The following is an 18,541-nucleotide window of genomic DNA, read 5'->3' as shown; positions in this document are numbered from 1 at the left end:
CCCTACTCCCTACTCCCTACTCCCTACTCCCTACTCCCTACTCCCTACTCCCTACTCCCTACTCCCTTTGCTATTAGCTGAATGAGCATCCTAGAGTTATATTCTACTCTCAAGCATTATGAAGCTGCCCTGACCGCTGTTGAAAAAACTGACAATAAACCATCTGCTGAAGCCATTCTTCGTGTCCTGATTGCTCGCAATATTGTTCACGAAAAATTTGCTGATATTGCCCACATTTCTAAAGATAAACTGATTAAACTGATTGAATTAGATAGCAGATTAAAAAAGCAGGCTGGTTTGATTACTCAGACTGTGCAATTAGCGGATTTGCGGATTAGTTTTCATCCCCCAAAAGACTACTGGTGGTGGTTTCTGGAAGCGCCTACTCATCCACGAGACCATTTGGACTGGTTTTGGAATGCAGGGACAGTTGCCTTGTTAACCGCATCGGTGAGTCTAGTGGTAGATATTTCCTCCCGTTTTTTGAGTACTAGTCCGGGTTTTCTAGGTTCTTTTGCGGTGATTTCCCAGAGTGCATTGACCTTGTTGACAGCTGGGGGAATTTTAACCAAAGCTGGTCGTACAGGAATTGAAGATATTCAATTACGATTAGGGATTAAAAAATATCTTTGGCAAGAAGTTAAATTGGGACTATCGGGAGTACTTTTAATTTCCTTAATTGGCTTTCGAGCATCGTTGCCCTTGATTTCGGACTACGTTAATGAAAAGGGTGTAAAGAATTATGATGACGGGGACTGGTCAAGTGCTCAGTCTAATTATGAACGAGCATTGAGTCTTAATCCAGATAATGCAGACGCTCACTATAATTTGGGTCGTATTTATGAAGATTTACAGGATTTTAAGAAGGCGCGAACTCAGTATAGGTTAGCGGCACAGGGGGGCTTAGATGCTGCTTATAATGAATTGGGACGGTTGTATATTCAAGACAAAAAATATTCCCAAGCGGTATCGTTACTTTTGACAGGATTAGAGAATATGCAAGAAGAGGATATTCAAAATAAACTACTTAAAACAGAGGATATTAAAATTCAAAATGACACTCAATATGCATTATTGAAAAACTTGGGCTGGGCAAGGTTGAAGCAAGGACGCTATGCCGATGCCGAAACCTATCTCAGAGATGCTATTGAACTCGATAAAATACTTGAGGAAGAGTTTAAGCAAACTCCGGCGGCGGCTCACTGTTTATTAGCTCAAGTCATTGAAAACAAACCAGAAAAAGATCCAGACAATGCCTTGGCAGAATGGAAAATTTGTTTACGCTATACTGATATCCGTAACCCTGATGAAGATATCTGGGTTGGGATGGCTCGTGAACGCATAGATGCTCAGGACAAGACTAGTGAATCGACTAAGTAAGCTGATTTGCTCTGCCCCGATCTTGACCATAGTTATGATTATGTTGGGAAGTATGGTGAGTAAGCCAGTACTGGCAGGGCATTGGATTTTTAAAACCACAGGTAGAGTTGAGCTAGAACGGGAGGGATGGTCACGTTTCCATCCAGTGCCTAACTATACCACTATAAATCCAGGGGATCTGGTCAGACCAGCATCGGGGGTTAGGGTTAAGGTATTTTGTGATCATGGTAAAATTCGCTCTGTAACTGCTGGGGTAACAACAGGCATCAATGCCATATGTCCACCACCGCGAAGAAAAAGCTCTGGGAGAATTGTCACACCACGTCCAGTAGACCGCTATATTCCCTACATTATCAGCCCACGGGCAACTCGTTTACTGACTTACACCCCAACTCTACGCTGGAATGATGCCACCGATGCTAACAGTTTCACGGTTACGGTCAGGGGGCGAGGATTGGATTGGACTCAGGAATTTAGTCGAGACAAGGTTTGTCAAAAGGGTATTTGTCAGGTTGTTTATCCAGGGAATAAGCCCCTAAAACCTGGAGTTAGTTATAAGTTGGTCGTTAAGGCTGATACCAATCGTTCCTCTACAGAGGATAAGACTGGAGGACTGGGATTTAAGCTGATTGATTCGGATCAAGCTAAAAAAATTCAGGTGATTGATGGACTGATTAAGGGACAGAATCTACCAAAGGAGTTCAAGCCCTTAGCTCTAGCTGACCTCTATGGTGACTACGGTTTAACGGCTGAGGCCATTGAAATCCTGGAAGGACTAGAAAAGAATCAAAAAATAGTACCGATTTATCGTTTATTGGGTGATTTGTATCGACGGATAGGACTAGTTTTGGAAGCAGAGATTCCTTATTCAAAGGCAGTCGAACTGGCAGAAAATCAGCATTGGGAAGAACTGGCAGCAGCCAAAGCTGGATTAGGGGAAGTTAAGCATGCTCGTGGGAATCGGCAAGAAGGAGTGAGTTTGTTAGAACAAGCGAAGGCAATCTATGAACAGTTTGGCGATCGCAAACGGGTAGGGGAAATAGAAAAGCGACTGGCAGAGTTATAGCGCTACGGGCAAGGCAAGAGGCAAGAGGCAAGAGGCAAAAGGCAAGAGGCAAAAGGCAAGAAGTGTGTTTATAACCCAGATACAAACGCTATATTACAATTCCTGTCTCATAATTCCTCTTCTAGGTAGTGATAAATATATAGTGGTTTGGCTACGGTCTGGTCAAGGTAACGGGAGCTAAAATCACTAGTTGTTTACCAGTCAAAGCCAGTGCCACTTAAGTCTGTAATTTTTGCCATAGCAACTCTGGTAGGAGTGGGGAGTTTGCCAGGGTTGGGAGCTGAGACTAACCCCAGGTTTTGGGCAATTCCCACGCAATCTCTGACTGCTCCAGAGACTATACCCTTAATGCCGTCCTCTGGTCAAAGGATTGCCTTAGAGAGTACCACAGTTCGCGATCGCCTTAATAGCAACAGCGAGACTCTGAAAGACAACAGGTACTACAATCCCCATACCTTTGAGGGGAAAGCAGGGGAGCAGATTACCATAGAACTAACCAGCGATGAGTTTGACCCTTACCTGATTCTAATTGACCTAGAAGCTAACCTAATTGCTCAGGATAACGACAGTGGTGAGGGAAAAAATGCCCGGATTACGGTTACTCTACCGACTACGGGGACTTATGTCATTGTGGCTAACTCCTACAATAAGCAAGAAACTGGTAACTATACCCTGAGTTGGAGAGCAGCCACAGCCTCAGAGTTACTTCAGGCTAAAGCTGACCAAGTGTTTCAGCAAGGAATCGAACAATATGATACTAGTCAATATCAAGCTGCGCTCAAGTCCTGGCAAGAAGCCCTAAGCATTTATCGGGAACTGGAAGACCGTCAGGGGGAAGCCAACTCCCTCTACAATCTCGGGAATGCTTACCATAGCCTAGGGCAATACCGCAAAGCCGCTGCGCTCAAGTCCTGGCAAGAAGCCCTAAGCATTTATCGGGAACTGGAAGACCGTCAGGGGGAAGCCAACTCCCTCAACAATCTCGGCCTTGCTTACCATAGCCTAGGGCAATACCGCAAAGCCATTGAGTTTTATCAGCAGTCCTTAGCCCTGGCGCGGGAAATGGAAGACCGTCAGGGGGAAGCCAGGTCCCTCAACAATCTCGGGAATGCTTACGGTAGTCTAGGGCAATACCGCAAAGCGATTGAGTTTCATCAGCAGTCTTTATCCCGATTTCGGGAACTGGAAGACCGGCAGAGGGAAGCCACCTCCCTGGGCAATCTCGGGGTTGCTTACGGTAGTCTAGGGCAATACCGCAAAGCGATTGAGTTTCATCAGCAGTCTTTATCCCTGGCGCGGGAACTGGAAGACCGGCAGGGGGAAGCCAACTCCCTCAACAATCTCGGCCTTGCTTACCATCGCCTAGGGCAATACCGCAAAGCCATTGAGTTTTATCAGCAGTCTTTATCCATTAAGCGGGAACTGGAAGACCGTCAGGGGGAAGCCAACTCCCTCAACAATCTCGGGTTTGCTTACGATCGCCTAGGGCAATACCGCAAAGCGATTGAGTTTTATCAGCAGTCTTTATCCCGATTTCGGGAACTGGAAGACCGTCAGGGGGAAGCCAAGTCCCTCACAAATCTCGGCCTTGCTTACTATAGCCTAGGGCAATACCGCAAAGCCATTGAGTTTCATCAGCAGTCTTTATCCCTGGCAAGGGAACTGGAAGACCGTCAGGGGGAAGCGGGCTCCCTCAACAATCTCGGCCTTGCTTACGATCGCCTAGGGCAATACCGCCAAGCGATTGACTTGTATCAGCAGTCTTTATCCCGATTTCGGGAACTGGAAAACCCTCAGGGGGAAGCGGCCTCCCTGAACAATCTCGGCCTTGCTTACGATAACCTAGAGCAATACCAAAAAGCGATTGAGTTTTACAAGCAAGCCATCAAGGTTACAGAATCTATCCAAGGTGACATCAAAGTAGAAGAGTTGATCACCTCTTATGCCAGTCAACAGGTCAATAGCTACGAACGTATAATCAACCTACTGTGGAACCAAGGGGACTTTGAAACTGCCTTCAACTATGTGGAACGGGCAAGAGCCAAAGCCTTCCTCGACCAACTGGCTAATGAGAAGATAGACTTTCGTGCTGGGGCTGACTCCAAACTCCTGGAACAGGAACAAGACCTGAAAGATCAAATCAATGCCCTCAGCAAGCAATTAATTACCCTCCGCAACGGTCCCAAAAACCAGTGGGATAACGAAAGGATTGCCAAAACCGAAAACAACCGAACTGATCTGCGAAACAACTACCAGGACTTACTGGTTCAACTAAAAATCCAAAGCCCTCAAACTGCTAGCTTAAAAACTGTAGAGGTTGCCTCCCTGCCTGACATCCAAGGCTTGCTGGATCCGGATACCACCCTAGTCGAGTACTTTGTCACGGATGAACGCACCCTAGCCTTTATTATCACCCGCAACAGCTTCCACACTGTGCCCCTCAATGTCACTCGCCAACAACTGACCGAAGAACTGACACTTTTCCAAGACTTTGCTGACTTAGATGAACACCATCCCCTAGAACTGAAAAACCTCCACGACTGGCTAATTGTACCCCTTCAGCCCCATCTCAACACCACCACCATCACCATTGTTCCCCACAGTATTCTGCACTATCTGCCCTTTGCTGCCCTCACTGACGGCAAGCAGTACCTCAGTGACAACTACGCCCTATTGTCTCTCCCCAGTGCTAGCATCCTGCGCTACTTACCCGACAAGGGCAAATCAACCACAGGCAGTCTTCTCGCCCTCGGAGATCCCACCATTCCGGGACTTTCCCCCTTAAATCATGCTCAAAACGAAGTAGAAACCATTGCCCAGCTCTTCAAGACCAAAGCCCTGGTGGGGAAAGCGGCTACCGAAAGTGCTCTCCGGTCTAGGGCTACACAATCGGGAATTATACACGTAGCAGCTCATGGGGAGTACAACCTTCGTAACCCCCTATTCAGCGCTATCCGTCTACTAGAAGATACCGAGCATGACGGTTCCTTAGAAGTTCATGAAGTCTACGGGTTAGATTTAACCAGTACCACCAATTTAGTTGTGCTCAGCGCCTGCCAGACCAAAATCGGTGAATTGAGCCGGGGTGATGAAGTAGTAGGACTAACCCGTGCTTTCTTGTATGCCGGAACCCCCACCATCATCGCAAGTCTCTGGAATGTGGATGATGCTGCGACAGGACTGTTAATGAAGCAATTTTACAGCCATTGGCAAGGGGGAATGAACAAAGCCGAGGCATTACAGCAAGCCCAGAAAGATTTACGGGAAACATATCCCCATCCTTATTTTTGGGCAGCATTTTCTTTGACAGGGGATGCAGGGAATAGGGAGTAGGGAGTAGGGAGTAGGGAGTAGGGAGTAGGGATAAACAGAATTTTTTCCTGTTCCCTATTCCCTATTTTTTCCTATTCCCTATTCCCTAGTTATCCAACCAAACCGCTAAATCTGTTACTGTCTCAAAATTCAACAACGCTTCACTCAATTCCTCCAATCGAGTAATCGATAATCCTTCAATCTGCTGTTGGAGCCCAGGGTCAATTAAACCTAACCTTAGGGTTAGCTGACGCATCACAATTAATAGGACTCCCTCCTGCTTTCCTTGCTGGAGTCCCTGCTGGAGTCCCTGCTGGAGTCCCTGCTGGAGTCCCTGCTGGCGTCCCTTTTGGATAATATCTTGATAGGTAACTGATTCTTCCATAACTTCCTCCCTCAACAATCGATGGACTAAATCTTTATCAAACCGTAAACCAGCCAGCACATCCACACAGGCCGCTAGATTTCCCCGTAATGGTTTTTCTTCAATTCTATCCACTTCAGCAACGACTTGCTCTAACAATCGATTAGGGCTATCACTCCTAGCTAAAGTGGCCAAGGGTAACAAAGCTCGATTGGCCAATAGTGGTAATGGGTCTTGCTCCCAAAGGCGAATTACCCGATAACGATGCCAGGTGTTAATATCCCTAAACTCGTTATTGAATACCATCTGTGAGGTCGTAGACTTTAGAAAAATTACCACCTGCTCAATCGGACATCGGTATTTACGTTGTAGTCTGACCCAATAGTCCAACATCCGAAATGGTAATGGTGGCTCGGATTGGGGCAGGGTTTGAAATTCTAGGTGCAGAATTTGGTTAGTACTTTGCAGTAAAGTCAGAGCATCAGCTTGAATTGGTTCAGCACTCAATTCCGTTTTAAGTACCTGAATATTATCAGGTTCCTCACCCAATAGCCACTGAAAAAACTCCGATGGGTATTCTTGTGCTAGGTATTTACAAATATTGTCGTAGGCCAAGGCAAATTGTTCAAAATTAACACTATCTCAGATACTGTAGTGAATCTGAGCTAAAAAATTGATCGCACCTGGATCTTGTTTATGGAGTCAAGTTATGATACCGGAGCAATTTTGATTTAGATAAGATACAGAAGGAATAATAGTAAATCCGGTTAATTACTTCTAAGGGTAAAATTTCAAAAATGCTGAAATCCCTTATTTAAACTCAGCAATTGATCAGCATAAGTGCCAGTTTTATCTTTCAACCAAACCTGATTACCACTAGTAATCTTGCCAATTACTGCTGCTCCCTCCCCCAGTTGTGCCACCAATTCTTCAGCCGCTTCAGTAGGCAGACATAGCACTAATTCAAAATCTTCACCACCATACAACCCCCAATCCAAAGCTTGCTCTCGGGACACCAATTTACTCAAGCTTGGAGGTAAAGTAATTCGGTTGGGATCAATCTCCGCACCAACACCACTGGCACGACAAATTTGTACAATAGCATCTGCTAAACCATCGCTACTATCCATACCCGCAATGGATAGTAGGAGGGTTGAAGGTTGAAGAGTTGAAGGTTGAAGGGTTGAAGGTTGAAGGGTTGAAGGTTGAAGGGTTGAAGGTTGAAGGGTTGAAGGTTGAAGGGTTGAAGGTTGAAGGGTTGAAGGTTGAAGGGTTGAAGGTTGAAGGGTTGAAGGTTGAAAGTTATCAGGTTGTTCGCGTAGCGTGGCCGAAAGGCCAAAGTTATCTGGTTGTTCGCGTAGCGTGGCCGAAAGGCCAAAGTTATCAGGTTGTTCGCGTAGCGTGGCCGAAAGGCCAAGGTTATCAGGTTGTAAGTTATCAGGTTGTAAGTTATCAGGTTGTAAGTTATCAGGTTGTAAGTTGGAACTTTCAACCTTCAACCTGTTAACCTGTAACCTTAGTAAAGGTATCACATCAAGTCTGGGTTGGGGACGCTGGTGAGCTTTAATCAGAGATAGTCGTTCCTGTGGACTTAAGTGTTTGCCGAAATCTGGGTTGAGGAGTAATTCTAGTCCAGCCCGGGAAGCACCATGAACACCTGTCACCACAATGGCATGTCCCACCTTCGCCCCTGTGCGGCGGATGGCTTGGTCGGGGTAGACTTGACCAAAGGCAGTGATAGCAATAGTAATAACCGGGGAGCGACAGATATCTCCTCCCACTATTGGTGTATTGTACTGGTTCAAACACTGAGTCATGCCTTGGTAAAGTCTCTCAACCCAGCTAACCGCTACATCCCCTGTCAGGCTTAAGCCTACGGTAATGCCTAGGGGAGATGCTCCCATAGCAGCTAAATCAGACAAATTAGCAGCAGCAGCACGCCAACCAGCATCTTCTGGACTAGTAGTGCATTGGCTTACCCCACCGTAGCGATCGCTAAAATGCACCCCATTCACCAAAACATCTGTAGTAATCACCAAGGATTGACCAGACTCTGGAGGCGGAATTACCGCTCCATCATCTCCTACAACCCCTGGTGGACAGAAAGGCTGTAACCGTTCTAGAAGACCTTGTTCTCCAATATCTTTTAGTAATTCAAGGGTCACGAGAAAACGAGCAATTATTGATACTTCCCACTGGAATCAACTTAGTTATCAGTAATTAGTCCAGCTCATCCCTGGCTTCGCCGCAGCCGCTTAGGAGCTGACCACTTATAGCACTAAGCATTAAGGTGTTTGACATTTATAAAAGCAGCAAAAGCTATTATAGTCAGCTATTGCTAGCATGCCTCTTGCCTCTTGCCTTGGGCGTAGCGCTATAACCTATAGGATAGCTATGCCTGGGGCTCAACCAAATTCTCAATCCCATCAATAACTCTCATCGACTCAATTACATCCCCTCGTTTGAGCTGTCTGAGTAACTCTTTGTTTTCTACCACATAGCCAAAGACAGAATAGCGCCCATCCATGAAGTTGATACCAGCTGGGGTAAGTTCTGGTTGAAACAAGAAGAAGAAAAACTGAGAAGAGCCACCATTGGGGTCTTCTGCAGGACGTGCCATAGCTAGGGTACCATAAGCAGAGAAGGGCAGCACAGGTTGCTCACGATAACGACCAATTTCTTCCAGGGTAAACTCATAAACCGGTTCCGAGTCTCCTTTCAGCATGATTTCGATCGGAATCCCTCGATATTCACCAGTTTCCGGGTCAATAAAGCCTGTCGCTTTTCCTGGAGGGTCCCCTGCTTGCAGGATATAGTTATCTTCAGCACGGTTGAAGGTTAGACCATCATAGAAACCCCGCTGTACCAAATCCACAAAGTTCCCGGCTGTGACTGGAGCATTGTAACCATCTACCACCATTTTCAAGGAACCTTCCTTTGTGGTCATTTCCACGGTAGCGCGACCCTTAAGTTGAGGTAAGTTACTATACTCTGGGGGTACCTCAAAGGGAAACTCCTCTACCATCAATTGTTCCAGTTGCCCAACTTGATCCAAGAGTATCCCGCGCTCAATCAAGACGTTTTCCTTGTCTTTAGCCTCCACAGCTTCTCGAATCTTAGCAATTTCGGCTTGGATCTTGGCAATTAGGGCTTCGCCTTGGGGTTTTCTGGCATCTGGAATGTCCGCTAGTAATTTCTGATCACTACTAGTTAAAACCACAGCAGCTTTAGTAATATCGCTGGTGATGGGACTCCAGCGTTTGCCCCGCATTTGTTGAGAAATATCCTCCAAACTGGCTTGTATTTTCCGCACTGGCTGATTATCTATCGGTAAGCCGTAGCGCAACAGAGCTCTACCATCAGTAATGGCATTACCCCCTGGTAATCGACTTTCACGAGCAGGTTCTTGATTACCAAAGTTAAACTTAAAGTTCCACCAAGCTCCACTCAGACCTAAGGAAAGGGACATTAACAGCAGCCCCAAGAGGGTAGTCTTGGTCAAGGGTTTCCACCAATCTGGCAAAGAAATCTTTAAAAGTTTCATAAACAATAATTACCCCAAGCATTACACCAGTGGGGTCAAGGCTGATCCACAACGTATCAAAACTTCATCTCATATCTTCCCATGTCAAGGTAGTTTATGATACTGTTGAGCCATTAGCTTCGGTCTTTCAGCTGGGGTCCGTGCCCATCACACCAATAACCCACTGAGCTAGCCAAGTTATCGCCCTCTCCCCCTATGCCTATCCCCTCACAAGGGTAGGTTTTTAAACATTGGGGCGAGTACTTACTTTTAATGCCTAGAAACTCCGAAAAATCTGTATCCAAATATACAATAATTTTCGAAATAATTCTCCCCATTTCCCGCTCTTCCCCTCCTGGGAGGGGTTAGGGGTGGGTTCCGACTCCCGATTCCCGACTCCCGACCCTGATTAAAAAACCTACCCCTGTAAGCTTCCTATCCCCCCATCGATTTAACTAGCGTTGAGGTGATTAGCCAAAAGTATCGTTTAGTTTAGGATGGGCAAGTCACTTAGCGCAACACTTTGGCACAAATCTTTACCTTAACCTCCAAAGTGCAACTTTCAACCTTCAACCTCTCAAGGGTAAAATAAGATGCCGATTGTTCTGCCCGAGTTAGCAGGTTAATGATTTCTAGTAACGACTTTCGCACTGGTGTCTCTATTGAGTTAGATGGATCCGTATGGCGGGTAGTGGAATTTCTCCACGTCAAGCCTGGAAAAGGTTCCGCCTTTGTTCGTACCAAACTAAAAAATGTCCAGACAGGGAATGTTGTAGAGAAAACCTTCCGGGCTGGGGAAACAGTACCCCAGGCAAACCTGGAAAAACGTGCCATGCAGCATACCTACAAAGATGGCGATGAATATGTCTTCATGGATATGGAAAGCTTCGAGGAAACTAGTCTAAGTGAATCCCAGATTGGCGATCGCTCCAAGTATCTCAATGAAGAAATGGAAGTGAACATCCTCTTCTGGAACGACCAGATTCTAGAAGTAGAACTGCCCAATTCTGTAGTGTTGGAAGTAGTCGATACCGATCCTGGTGTTAAAGGTGATACCGCTACTGGCGGTACCAAACCAGCCAAGGTTTCAACAGGAGCTCAGGTGATGGTTCCTCTATTCATTTCCATAGGAGAGCGCATTAAAATCGATACCCGTAATGATTCTTATCTTGGTCGCGAGTAAATTGTTTTGATGCCCTGATTTGATGCCCTGAATAGATCATGGCAATCAAGATAATGGACTCACCTGACTACTAAGGCAAAATAATGCCAAAAAATCTTAACCCTTAGCCTTTAGCCCCAAGACCCTAACCTCTTTTTAAAAATTGTGGCATTAGACATCAATCAACTTCGTGATCTGTTAGCTGCTATTGCTCAAACCGATATTACAGAACTGACCCTCAAGAGTGATGATTTTGAACTCACAGTGCGTAAAGGGGTCAGTATCACCCCTACTAGTGATTCCGGTGAAGCTAGCACTCCTTATCAAGCTGCTGGCTCCGTAGGGGTTCCCATCTCTGGCTCCACTATACCCACTGCTCCCACACCAGTACTAGAGGTAGCCTCAACACCAGCAGCAACAGTCCCATCAGTACCTCCACCAGGGGTAGATCAAAAGTGGGAGGAAATTAACTCACCCATGGTTGGGACATTTTACCGCGCTCCTGCTCCTGATGAAGACCCCTTTGTGGAGGTAGGGGAACGCATTAGTGCTGGTCAAACTGTTTGTATTATTGAAGCTATGAAGCTGATGAACGAAATTGAAGCAGAAGTGAGTGGACAAGTAATGGAAATTTTGGTAAAAAATGGAGAACCAATAGAATATGGTCAAGCACTAATGCGGATTAAACCTGACTAAGGATTACTCCTTAGATAGGTTTGACAGATGTCAAGCTAATAATAGCTGCTAGAAGCGAAAATAGGTTTGCTGGGCATGGGAATTAGAGGTCTGCCAACGTATATTTATGTGCCGCAGCGTCGGTTGAAAAATTTTCATCCAACGCTAGTGAGCAACTGCTCAAAGCAGTCTAACCTGGGAAACCTCTAGAGTGGGAAGTTTTGATTGACATCTTGGCGAGTCAGTGGTTGATCAAGCATTAAGCCTTCTCCACCTAAAACCTCTAGTTGTTTCCCATCTACCTCAATCCATACCTGAGTATTGGGGTCTAAACTGCTGGCTGTATAAACAACTTGCGCCAGACGACCGCTCATGGAGCTACTGCCGCCACCAACGGTAAATTCCTGGGACAAATCTACATGAACACCATCACTTTTGAGAGAAACACCCCGTAGTTTTGTACCTTGGGGAATAGTGGTCGTAAATGTGCCATTGGTCGGTCCAGCCAATAAACCCTCGAATGCGCTCTCTAATATCTGACCTTTGTTAAGGGTCTTATTATTTAAGGGAATTGAACTAGGAATTAAAACAATTTGGTTATCAACATCATTGAGCCAATAGACCTGAATTTTTTCCTTAGTTGAGGGTTTTTCAGTTGTGGGTTGTATACTCTGAGATGACTTAGGTGTAGATGATTGGGGTGTAGTTGTCACAGGCACTTCTGGGGAAGATTGCTGTGAACGCCATGCCCACCAGGTACCTCCACCTCCTGCTGCTAAGACTAGGATGGAAATACTGGCAATCACACCGAGAGGAATACCACGATCGTCTTGTTGGTCATGCATAATAACTGATTAATCAAAAGGTTGATTTACGGTAATTTGATTTACTATGATCAGATAGGACTAGTGGCACGAAACCAAATTGAATTTTTGAGACTTCATCCTTGATATTTCATCCTTCATCTTTGATATTTCATCCTTAACACGGTTTACTCCTTGATCCGGACAAATGCTGCTAATTCTAATTCACTAGGACTTAACTCAAATTGTAAGATTCGGGCTGTGATGCCTTCATCTTCAATATTACTGAGATTTAAGCGCTGGCTGAGACTACCAACAAATAACTTGATTAACTGAGGTGGGAGTGGGTTCCCATCAACCGACAACTTTGGTTCAATTAGCTGTATGCTTTTCCCGGTCAGGATGCCCACACCGGAGTTTAAGATAATCTCTAGGGGTTGATTATCTCCTTGCTGCAATGTCACTTGTAAATAAATACGGTTGTCATCTAGAAAGTCTACTTGTGAGTTCAGTAGTTTATAACGCCTACTGCCACGACTGATCACAGCATTGATCAAATCGTTTAATTGTTCTCTAACTTCCGGCGACTCTAGAGCTTGGTTAATATCTGACTCGGTTAAAACTAGACGCACTCCAGCTTGTAGCGGTTGCCTCAGAGAGTTCGCTAGTGAGTCTTTACCACCTTTACGGACGTTCTCTATATCAAGGTCAATCGGATCAGTTTCTAGTTCCAAGACACCAATCCGGATATCTGGCGTCAGCCATAAGCCCTTACCAGCAATTAAAACCTGGTCTACTTTGCCTGGCAAAATTTGGTAATTGGGAGTGTTGTTAACTCGGACTTGCAATTGCTCGACCTGGGAAAGCTGGGAGCGGATATTGCTTTCGATCACCTTGTCGAGGATGAAACCCACCCCAGAAACCACAGTGATTAAGCCTGATAGGAATATGGTCAAAAATTCCATGGAAAAAAAAAGGCACAACGTTAAGAGTGAGGTGAGGCAAGGAGGGCAGTTAAGGGAGATAGGGTAGGTGTAAGTAGTAGGACAAAATTAAAGTTAACTGTTAAGACTTGGGAACGATAAACTTGCCTATCAGGCAATAGAAGGGGATTCAATGCCTTCACAGGTCTTACACAATTCTTACACATGTCTTAACACAGTTAACTGAATCAGGACTTACGCACCAAGACCGTTAAAACCCGGTTTCTGGTTGTCTTGATGCAGTCGCTCATGGGGGGGACCCCCAAGACCGCGCTGCATCGCTATACATCAAACGCTGAAATCGGTGTAATTACCGTTAATAACCAGGTTGGTGGCGTAAGTGCTGTTTATTTCTATCCAGGTACTTACCAGAAAATTCCCTCTTAATCTTATCCCAAAACCCAGTTGAACAACCCTGTGCTAAGAGCTCCACCACAATTCCAATTTCCATGGAAACACTATAAAGTCAGGCATAAATTGTGATAGCAAACAACCCCACACCAAGCTTTTAAGATGGTGTGGAGCTTTGAGAAGATTTTGTTAACTCTGGTCAACGGTCAACGGTCAACGGTCAACGGTCAACCTTTAACCTTCCACAGAGTTTTTATATGAATCCTGCGGCAGCACTAAGGCTTTGAGGCACCTTACCGTTAGTGTGGTGAGTTTTTCCATTGCCATTACGGGGCTGGATTACTCCATATCCCCCATGATTGCGTTCATAGATTACATTAATCTCCCCGCTTTTAATGTTCCGGAACATATAAAAATCGTGGTCTACTAGCTCTAGTTGTTCCAAAGCTTCCTCTACAGTCATTGGCGGCATGGCAAAATACTTCATACGCACCACTTCTTCGGGTAGCTCAGGAGTGCGATCGCTAATCAGATCAACTGGCACCGATTCTTCTTCTAGTATTACCTCTGTCTTGGCCTGATTACGGGTTTTCTGGGATTGCTGCTTCTCCTTATATTTGCGCAGTTGACGATGAATCTTATCAGCCACCAGATCAATGCTGGCATACAAGTTTTCAGTCCCCTCTTGGGCACGAATCACTGTCTTATTGGCATAAATGGTTACTTCAGCTGTCTGTTTCGGGTTTATCCGAGGATTACGAGCCACCGATAGATTTATATCCACCTGATTGGTAATGTTTTGAAAATGATTGACCGCCTTTTCTATTTTTTGATGTACATAGTCACGAATTGCATCGGTGATATCGATGTTTTTACCTTGGATAACAAGCTTCATACTGACTACTCCATCTCGTAACGTTTGCGCTTGACAATAGCAGTGGAGGTTGGGGAGATCTGCTATTGGTTCATACTCTTACCCTATCACTTTGTATTCTAGAGAACATCAACTCTTGATTTCTCTTTAAATTCCTTTGCATTCGTTGACATTGATAAAATAGGGCATAGAGTATGAGATAATTGAGGATCGTGCGTAAATGTTTAATTAGTCATCAAGGCTTAGTCCCTTACACAGTGGCTTGGGAGCAACAGCGATCGCTAGTTAGTCAACGGCTCCAAGATTCCAGTTTGGATGATATTCTCCTGTTGCTGGAGCATCCACCGGTTTACACCCTAGGAAAAGGGTCGAGTATTGACTTTCTCAAATTCGATCCCAATCAGGTTAACTCGGAGGTGCATCGGATAGAGCGTGGTGGTGAAGTGACCTACCACTGTCCTGGACAGCTGGTAGGCTACCCGATTCTCAATCTCCGGTATTATCGCCAAGATTTACACTGGTACCTCAGACAGCTGGAGGAAGTTTTGATTCAGGTATTGGCTGTCTATGGACTCAAGGGTGAGCGGGTGACTGGGATGACTGGTGTCTGGCTAGAAGGATGTAAAGTTGCTGCCATTGGCATTAAGGTGAAGCGCTGGATTACCATGCATGGCTTTGCTTTGAATGTCTGTCCTGACCTTGCAGGTTTTAATCATATCGTTCCCTGCGGCATTGCGGATAAACCCGTGGGTAGTCTAGCTCAGTTTATTCCGGATCTTAATGTGGAACAGGTACGCTTAGATCTGTGTGGTAAATTTGCTGAGGTTCTTGGCGTGCAACTGATTAACCAAGGGGAAAGGGGATGAACGCTGATACCAAATCAATAAAGTACTCCTAGATACGAAAAAAATCACCAGCTGTGGATACAGCTGGTATGGTCTAGACCATTAATTAGAGATACGTCGTCATTTTCCACGAGGAATATCCAGGCTGTGCGTTCCCAAACCGACAGCCTAAAAATTTCTTCTTTAAATTTATCGTAACAGAGAATACGTTCTTTTTTGTAATTAAAGTTTACATTTTTTGGTTGAGGCAGATTTCATCACGTAATCACGACCTTGATCAGGACGCCCCCAGAGGATTTGCTCGTGCTTATAAATCGCCATGCCTGGTTTAGCTCCTTTGGGCTTGTAGACATATTTGGGTTTCGTGTAAACAACTGGTACCTGTTCACTCTGACACCCCCGGCTGTTGTAAGCGGCTAGATCAGCAGCAAATTGCAAATCTGCTGGATCAGCTACTGTTCCTGGCTCTAATCTCAGTAGTACATGACTCCCAGCAATCTCTTGGGTATGAAACCAGAGGTCATAATCCCCAGCGGTACGAAATGTCAGCTGGTCATTTTGCCGATTGTTGCGACCAATCAATAATTCAAAGCCACTGGGAGTTTGATATCGATAGGGCTGTGAAACATCCGATAGATTACGACTCCTTTGAGCAGAAGCTTCTAAATATCCTTGCCCAATTAGCTCTTCGCGGATTTCCTGTAGGGTTTGTAAGTCGTCTAGAGTGTTATAGGTGTTTAGCTGAGTCAATGATGCCTCGACTTGCTCTAAATACTGTATTTCCTCTTGTACTTCTTTTAGTAATGGCTCAACCGCATCGCGAGTTCGTTTCAGTTTTTGGTGTCGCTTGTAGAAAGCTTGGGCATTTTGGACAGCATTTTTCTCAGGATTTAAGGGAATCTTGACTGGCTGGTTGGTTTCAAAGTCAGGTAGGGTGATCGATTTCATCCCTGGTTGCCAATCCTGGAGATATGCCATTAATAAGTCAGCTTTTTCTCGGGATTGATCAGCTTGGTCAGATTGCTGTAAACGTTCCTTAAAGCTAGAGGCTTTTTGCCGTAGTTTTCGTAGGTTATTATTTAGCTTCTGAGTCAGTTGGTTATGCAACCGGGCAAACTCGTGTTGATTGAGCTGGTTGGTGTAGTAGGAATTGAGTAAGGTTTGGATATTTTCAGCTGGTTTAACTATCCCCCAATCCATTACTGTATATCCTTGGTTTGTCCAGCCTGGCTGAAAAAGGTTAGCAGGTTTAAGGTTGGCAGGTTGAAGGTTAGCAGGTTGAAGGTTAGCAGGTTGTTCGCGTAGCGTGGCCTTTTGGCCAAGGTTAACAGGTTGAAGGTTAGATGGTTGAAGGTTAGATGGTTGAAGGTTAGATGGTTGAAGGTTAGATGGTTGTCGGTTGTCTGTAGAGAACTTGCTGGCGTTTAATAAAGTTTGTAACCATTGTTGCCAGCGTTGAAATAGGTTTTGCCAGTCGGATTCTTCTAGGGTTTCGGTGGATTGCTTTGGGTCTAAACCAGCTGCTTGTACCATTGAGCGAGCGAGGGTGGGACTCAATCCTCGATAACTTTTGAGTAACTGATGTGCTACTGCTCCTGGTATCAAACTGACTCGTTCTTGCCAGCTCTGGTAGGGTTCAGTCAAACTGGGGGTGGTGCCAGTGAGGGCTGGTGGGAGTTCGTAGGGTTGACCGGTTTGAATAGTACGGACGGTGGATTGCTGGTTACTGACTTGATGAGCAGTGGTGACAATTAGATTGTCAGCATCAGTGAGGATTAGGTTACTGTATTTGCCGATAATTTCTACATACAAATGCCAAGTCGGAGCTTCTCCAGGGCGTTTGGCAAATTGCAGGTCTAAGACTCTCTCCCAAGGGGCAATGGTTTCGATGGCAATTAGGGCGAAGCCACCTAACTGGTGCCTCAGTTGGTCACTAAAGGTGAAGGTGTCGGGAACCCTTGGTGGTGGATCTCCTATGCAAATTCGGGCGGCTTGGGGATGCCAACAAATGGTGAGCCAACCTCGACCATTTAGGGTGCGTAGGGCGATGGCAATGGTGTAGCGATCGCGTTGATAGACTTGTTCGGTACGTCCTGGTACCCAGGTAGCACGGAGCTCAGAACAAGCAGCGGTCAGGGTGGTATAGTCAACAGGTTGCATGGGCCAGGTGCCAGATCTGAGCTTGGTAGGATTCGGGTTTGAGAATGCGATTGACCTTTGGTCACGCTACGCGAACGCAGTCTAGCCCAGTTCCAATTTTCAGTATTTACAATACTATTCTATAAGCCAGCCTTAGGTCTACGATGTTATAGGCTTTTTATCTCAGTTGTGAATATACTTTCAAAGGCAACAGGCAACAGGCAACAGGCAAGAAGGGAAAGATATCCTCAGTTTTTTTTTTAATAAAACATTTCAATTGTATTGAGTTCCATAATTACATCAATAATTAATCTTTTTTTTTGAAGCTTTTTGAGTAAATTTAGCAACCGCTTTTATATTTAAATAAAAACATAGTTATAGAACATATTTTTGATATTAAAAAGTATTCTTTATTAAAAAGATAACCCTATTTTTTTAATAAAGAATTAAGTAATATTTTATGGACACTTTATCCAAAAAAATACCCTAAAATATTATTTTTATGCTATAATAAAAGTGACCTTAATTAATAAGGTAAAAAACCAGCCCCCTGAACCTCAAAAACCACGGGGCTGGCTATTACCCCTAGTAACATAGGAGATAATTTTATTATGACCTATCGCGACCGTCTTAGTCCGTGGGTAATTGTGCGGTTATTACCCAAAATGCAACGAGTGGTTGTTGCTCGCTTTCGTAATCGTTCAGATGCAGAGGGTCACCTGCGCAGTCTCCGACAGCTGATGCCTGATGTCGAATTTGTGATTATTTTTGATACTGGGGAGGAATTAGATCAGAAGTAAATAAATAACTGCTTGTTTGTGGACGGTTGACAGTTATTTGTGGACAGCAAACACTTAACAGTCAACCGTCAATTCATAAATAAAAGTGTTATCAAAATTGACAGTAGACCCCTTGTTTATCTGAACAAAAAAAACTATAGTTTGTGTGGAGGTTAAATCTCCAATTGTCTACAGAGTAAAGGAGAAATTCATGGGATGGTTAAAATCATCAGCCGCAAACACTTAGGCACTCAACCTGTCTATGATATTGGTGTCAAGAGCGAC

15 protein-coding genes and 1 pseudogene are annotated in these 18,541 nt (G+C 44.9%); 8 read left to right on the top strand and 8 right to left on the bottom strand.

Annotation, left to right across the window (positions count from 1 at the left end; all coding sequences use genetic code 11):
* Positions 1-81: 81 nt before the first annotated feature.
* The 3 genes from F6J94_RS13895 (at position 82) to F6J94_RS13885 (ending at position 5,779) form a co-directional block, all read left to right on the top strand.
* Positions 82-1,380, top strand: a complete 1,299-nt coding sequence (locus F6J94_RS13895) for a tetratricopeptide repeat protein (RefSeq protein WP_293040956.1) — start codon at positions 82-84, stop codon at positions 1,378-1,380.
* Positions 1,381-1,432: 52 nt separating this feature from the next.
* Entirely contained in the window at positions 1,433-2,446 is a 1,014-nt protein-coding gene (locus tag F6J94_RS13890) for a M48 family metallopeptidase (RefSeq protein WP_293040955.1), read from the top strand.
* Between the two features lie 210 nt (positions 2,447-2,656).
* A complete protein-coding gene (locus F6J94_RS13885; RefSeq protein ID WP_293040954.1) occupies positions 2,657-5,779 on the top strand; it encodes a tetratricopeptide repeat protein in 3,123 nt (1,040 codons plus the stop codon).
* Positions 5,780-5,864: 85 nt separating this feature from the next.
* Here F6J94_RS13885 and F6J94_RS13880 read toward each other — a convergent pair whose 3' ends face one another.
* Both F6J94_RS13880 and F6J94_RS34275 read right to left on the bottom strand, forming a co-directional pair.
* Positions 5,865-6,737 (bottom strand): Rpn family recombination-promoting nuclease/putative transposase, encoded by an 873-nt coding sequence (locus F6J94_RS13880; protein WP_293040953.1) that lies wholly within the window; start codon positions 6,735-6,737, stop codon positions 5,865-5,867.
* Between the two features lie 176 nt (positions 6,738-6,913).
* Positions 6,914-7,252 (bottom strand): AIR synthase-related protein, encoded by a 339-nt coding sequence (locus F6J94_RS34275; protein ID WP_366514205.1) that lies wholly within the window; start codon positions 7,250-7,252, stop codon positions 6,914-6,916.
* Positions 7,253-7,445: 193 nt separating this feature from the next.
* Here F6J94_RS34275 and F6J94_RS34270 point away from each other — a divergent pair, with 193 nt between their 5' ends.
* Entirely contained in the window at positions 7,446-7,682 is a 237-nt protein-coding gene (locus F6J94_RS34270; RefSeq protein WP_367142206.1) for a pentapeptide repeat-containing protein, read from the top strand.
* On the opposite strand, the pseudogene thiL reads toward F6J94_RS34270, so the two are convergent.
* A pseudogene (thiL, locus tag F6J94_RS34265) lies at positions 7,640-8,287 on the bottom strand (thiamine-phosphate kinase); the annotation flags it as partial. The gene F6J94_RS34270 and the pseudogene thiL sit on opposite strands and share 43 nt — an antisense overlap.
* Before the next feature lie 227 nt (positions 8,288-8,514).
* Complete coding sequence (locus F6J94_RS13870) at positions 8,515-9,666, bottom strand: peptidylprolyl isomerase (protein WP_293021711.1); 1,152 nt, start codon at positions 9,664-9,666, stop codon at positions 8,515-8,517.
* Positions 9,667-10,270: 604 nt separating this feature from the next.
* Between F6J94_RS13870 and efp the strand changes: the two genes are divergently transcribed.
* Complete coding sequence (gene efp, locus F6J94_RS13865) at positions 10,271-10,828, top strand: elongation factor P (RefSeq protein ID WP_293021713.1); 558 nt, start codon at positions 10,271-10,273, stop codon at positions 10,826-10,828.
* A gap of 144 nt (positions 10,829-10,972) precedes the next feature.
* Positions 10,973-11,503 carry an acetyl-CoA carboxylase biotin carboxyl carrier protein gene (accB, locus tag F6J94_RS13860; RefSeq protein ID WP_293021715.1) on the top strand — a complete coding sequence of 177 codons (531 nt, stop codon included), beginning with the start codon at positions 10,973-10,975 and terminating at the stop codon, positions 11,501-11,503.
* Between the two features lie 185 nt (positions 11,504-11,688).
* Here accB and F6J94_RS13855 read toward each other — a convergent pair whose 3' ends face one another.
* The 3 genes from F6J94_RS13855 to raiA form a co-directional block, all read right to left on the bottom strand.
* Positions 11,689-12,327: a GerMN domain-containing protein gene (locus F6J94_RS13855; RefSeq protein ID WP_293040947.1), complete on the bottom strand. Its 639-nt coding sequence runs from the start codon at positions 12,325-12,327 to the stop codon at positions 11,689-11,691.
* Positions 12,328-12,473: 146 nt separating this feature from the next.
* Positions 12,474-13,250 carry a DUF2993 domain-containing protein gene (locus F6J94_RS13850; protein ID WP_293021719.1) on the bottom strand — a complete coding sequence of 259 codons (777 nt, stop codon included), beginning with the start codon at positions 13,248-13,250 and terminating at the stop codon, positions 12,474-12,476.
* 622 nt (positions 13,251-13,872) lie between these two features.
* Positions 13,873-14,514: a ribosome-associated translation inhibitor RaiA gene (gene raiA, locus F6J94_RS13845; RefSeq protein ID WP_293021720.1), complete on the bottom strand. Its 642-nt coding sequence runs from the start codon at positions 14,512-14,514 to the stop codon at positions 13,873-13,875.
* A 191-nt stretch (positions 14,515-14,705) separates the two neighbouring features.
* On the opposite strand from raiA, the gene lipB reads away from it, so the two are divergent.
* On the top strand, positions 14,706-15,359 hold the full coding sequence (lipB, locus tag F6J94_RS13840) for a lipoyl(octanoyl) transferase LipB (RefSeq protein ID WP_293021721.1): 654 nt from the start codon (positions 14,706-14,708) through the stop codon (positions 15,357-15,359).
* 201 nt (positions 15,360-15,560) lie between these two features.
* Here lipB and F6J94_RS13835 read toward each other — a convergent pair whose 3' ends face one another.
* Positions 15,561-17,498: an NFACT RNA binding domain-containing protein gene (locus tag F6J94_RS13835; RefSeq protein ID WP_293040944.1), complete on the bottom strand. Its 1,938-nt coding sequence runs from the start codon at positions 17,496-17,498 to the stop codon at positions 15,561-15,563.
* Positions 17,499-18,088: 590 nt separating this feature from the next.
* Here F6J94_RS13835 and F6J94_RS13830 point away from each other — a divergent pair.
* Positions 18,089-18,277 (top strand): hypothetical protein, encoded by a 189-nt coding sequence (locus F6J94_RS13830; RefSeq protein ID WP_293021736.1) that lies wholly within the window; start codon positions 18,089-18,091, stop codon positions 18,275-18,277.
* Positions 18,278-18,541: the final 264 nt, after the last annotated feature.

This window comes from Moorena sp. SIO1F2, assembly GCF_010672755.1.
GTDB lineage: Bacteria > Cyanobacteriota > Cyanobacteriia > Cyanobacteriales > Coleofasciculaceae > Moorena.
The sequence above is the reverse complement of the archived record's forward strand: the minus strand, read 5'-3'. Positions and strand labels throughout refer to the sequence as shown.

What these genes read in the sequence shown, in the direction of transcription:
- raiA (WP_293021720.1), bottom strand. Translation starts at nt 14,514, where the DNA reads ATGAAGCTTGTTATCCAAGGTAAAAACATCGATATCACCGATGCAATT.
- F6J94_RS13895 (WP_293040956.1), top strand. Translation starts at nt 82, where the DNA reads ATGAGCATCCTAGAGTTATATTCTACTCTCAAGCATTATGAAGCTGCC.
- F6J94_RS13870 (WP_293021711.1), bottom strand. Translation starts at nt 9,666, where the DNA reads ATGAAACTTTTAAAGATTTCTTTGCCAGATTGGTGGAAACCCTTGACC.
- F6J94_RS34275 (WP_366514205.1), bottom strand. Translation starts at nt 7,252, where the DNA reads ATGGATAGTAGCGATGGTTTAGCAGATGCTATTGTACAAATTTGTCGT.
- F6J94_RS13830 (WP_293021736.1), top strand. Translation starts at nt 18,089, where the DNA reads ATGACCTATCGCGACCGTCTTAGTCCGTGGGTAATTGTGCGGTTATTA.
- F6J94_RS13855 (WP_293040947.1), bottom strand. Translation starts at nt 12,327, where the DNA reads ATGCATGACCAACAAGACGATCGTGGTATTCCTCTCGGTGTGATTGCC.
- efp (WP_293021713.1), top strand. Translation starts at nt 10,271, where the DNA reads ATGATTTCTAGTAACGACTTTCGCACTGGTGTCTCTATTGAGTTAGAT.
- F6J94_RS13835 (WP_293040944.1), bottom strand. Translation starts at nt 17,498, where the DNA reads ATGCAACCTGTTGACTATACCACCCTGACCGCTGCTTGTTCTGAGCTC.
- F6J94_RS13890 (WP_293040955.1), top strand. Translation starts at nt 1,433, where the DNA reads ATGGTGAGTAAGCCAGTACTGGCAGGGCATTGGATTTTTAAAACCACA.
- F6J94_RS13850 (WP_293021719.1), bottom strand. Translation starts at nt 13,250, where the DNA reads ATGGAATTTTTGACCATATTCCTATCAGGCTTAATCACTGTGGTTTCT.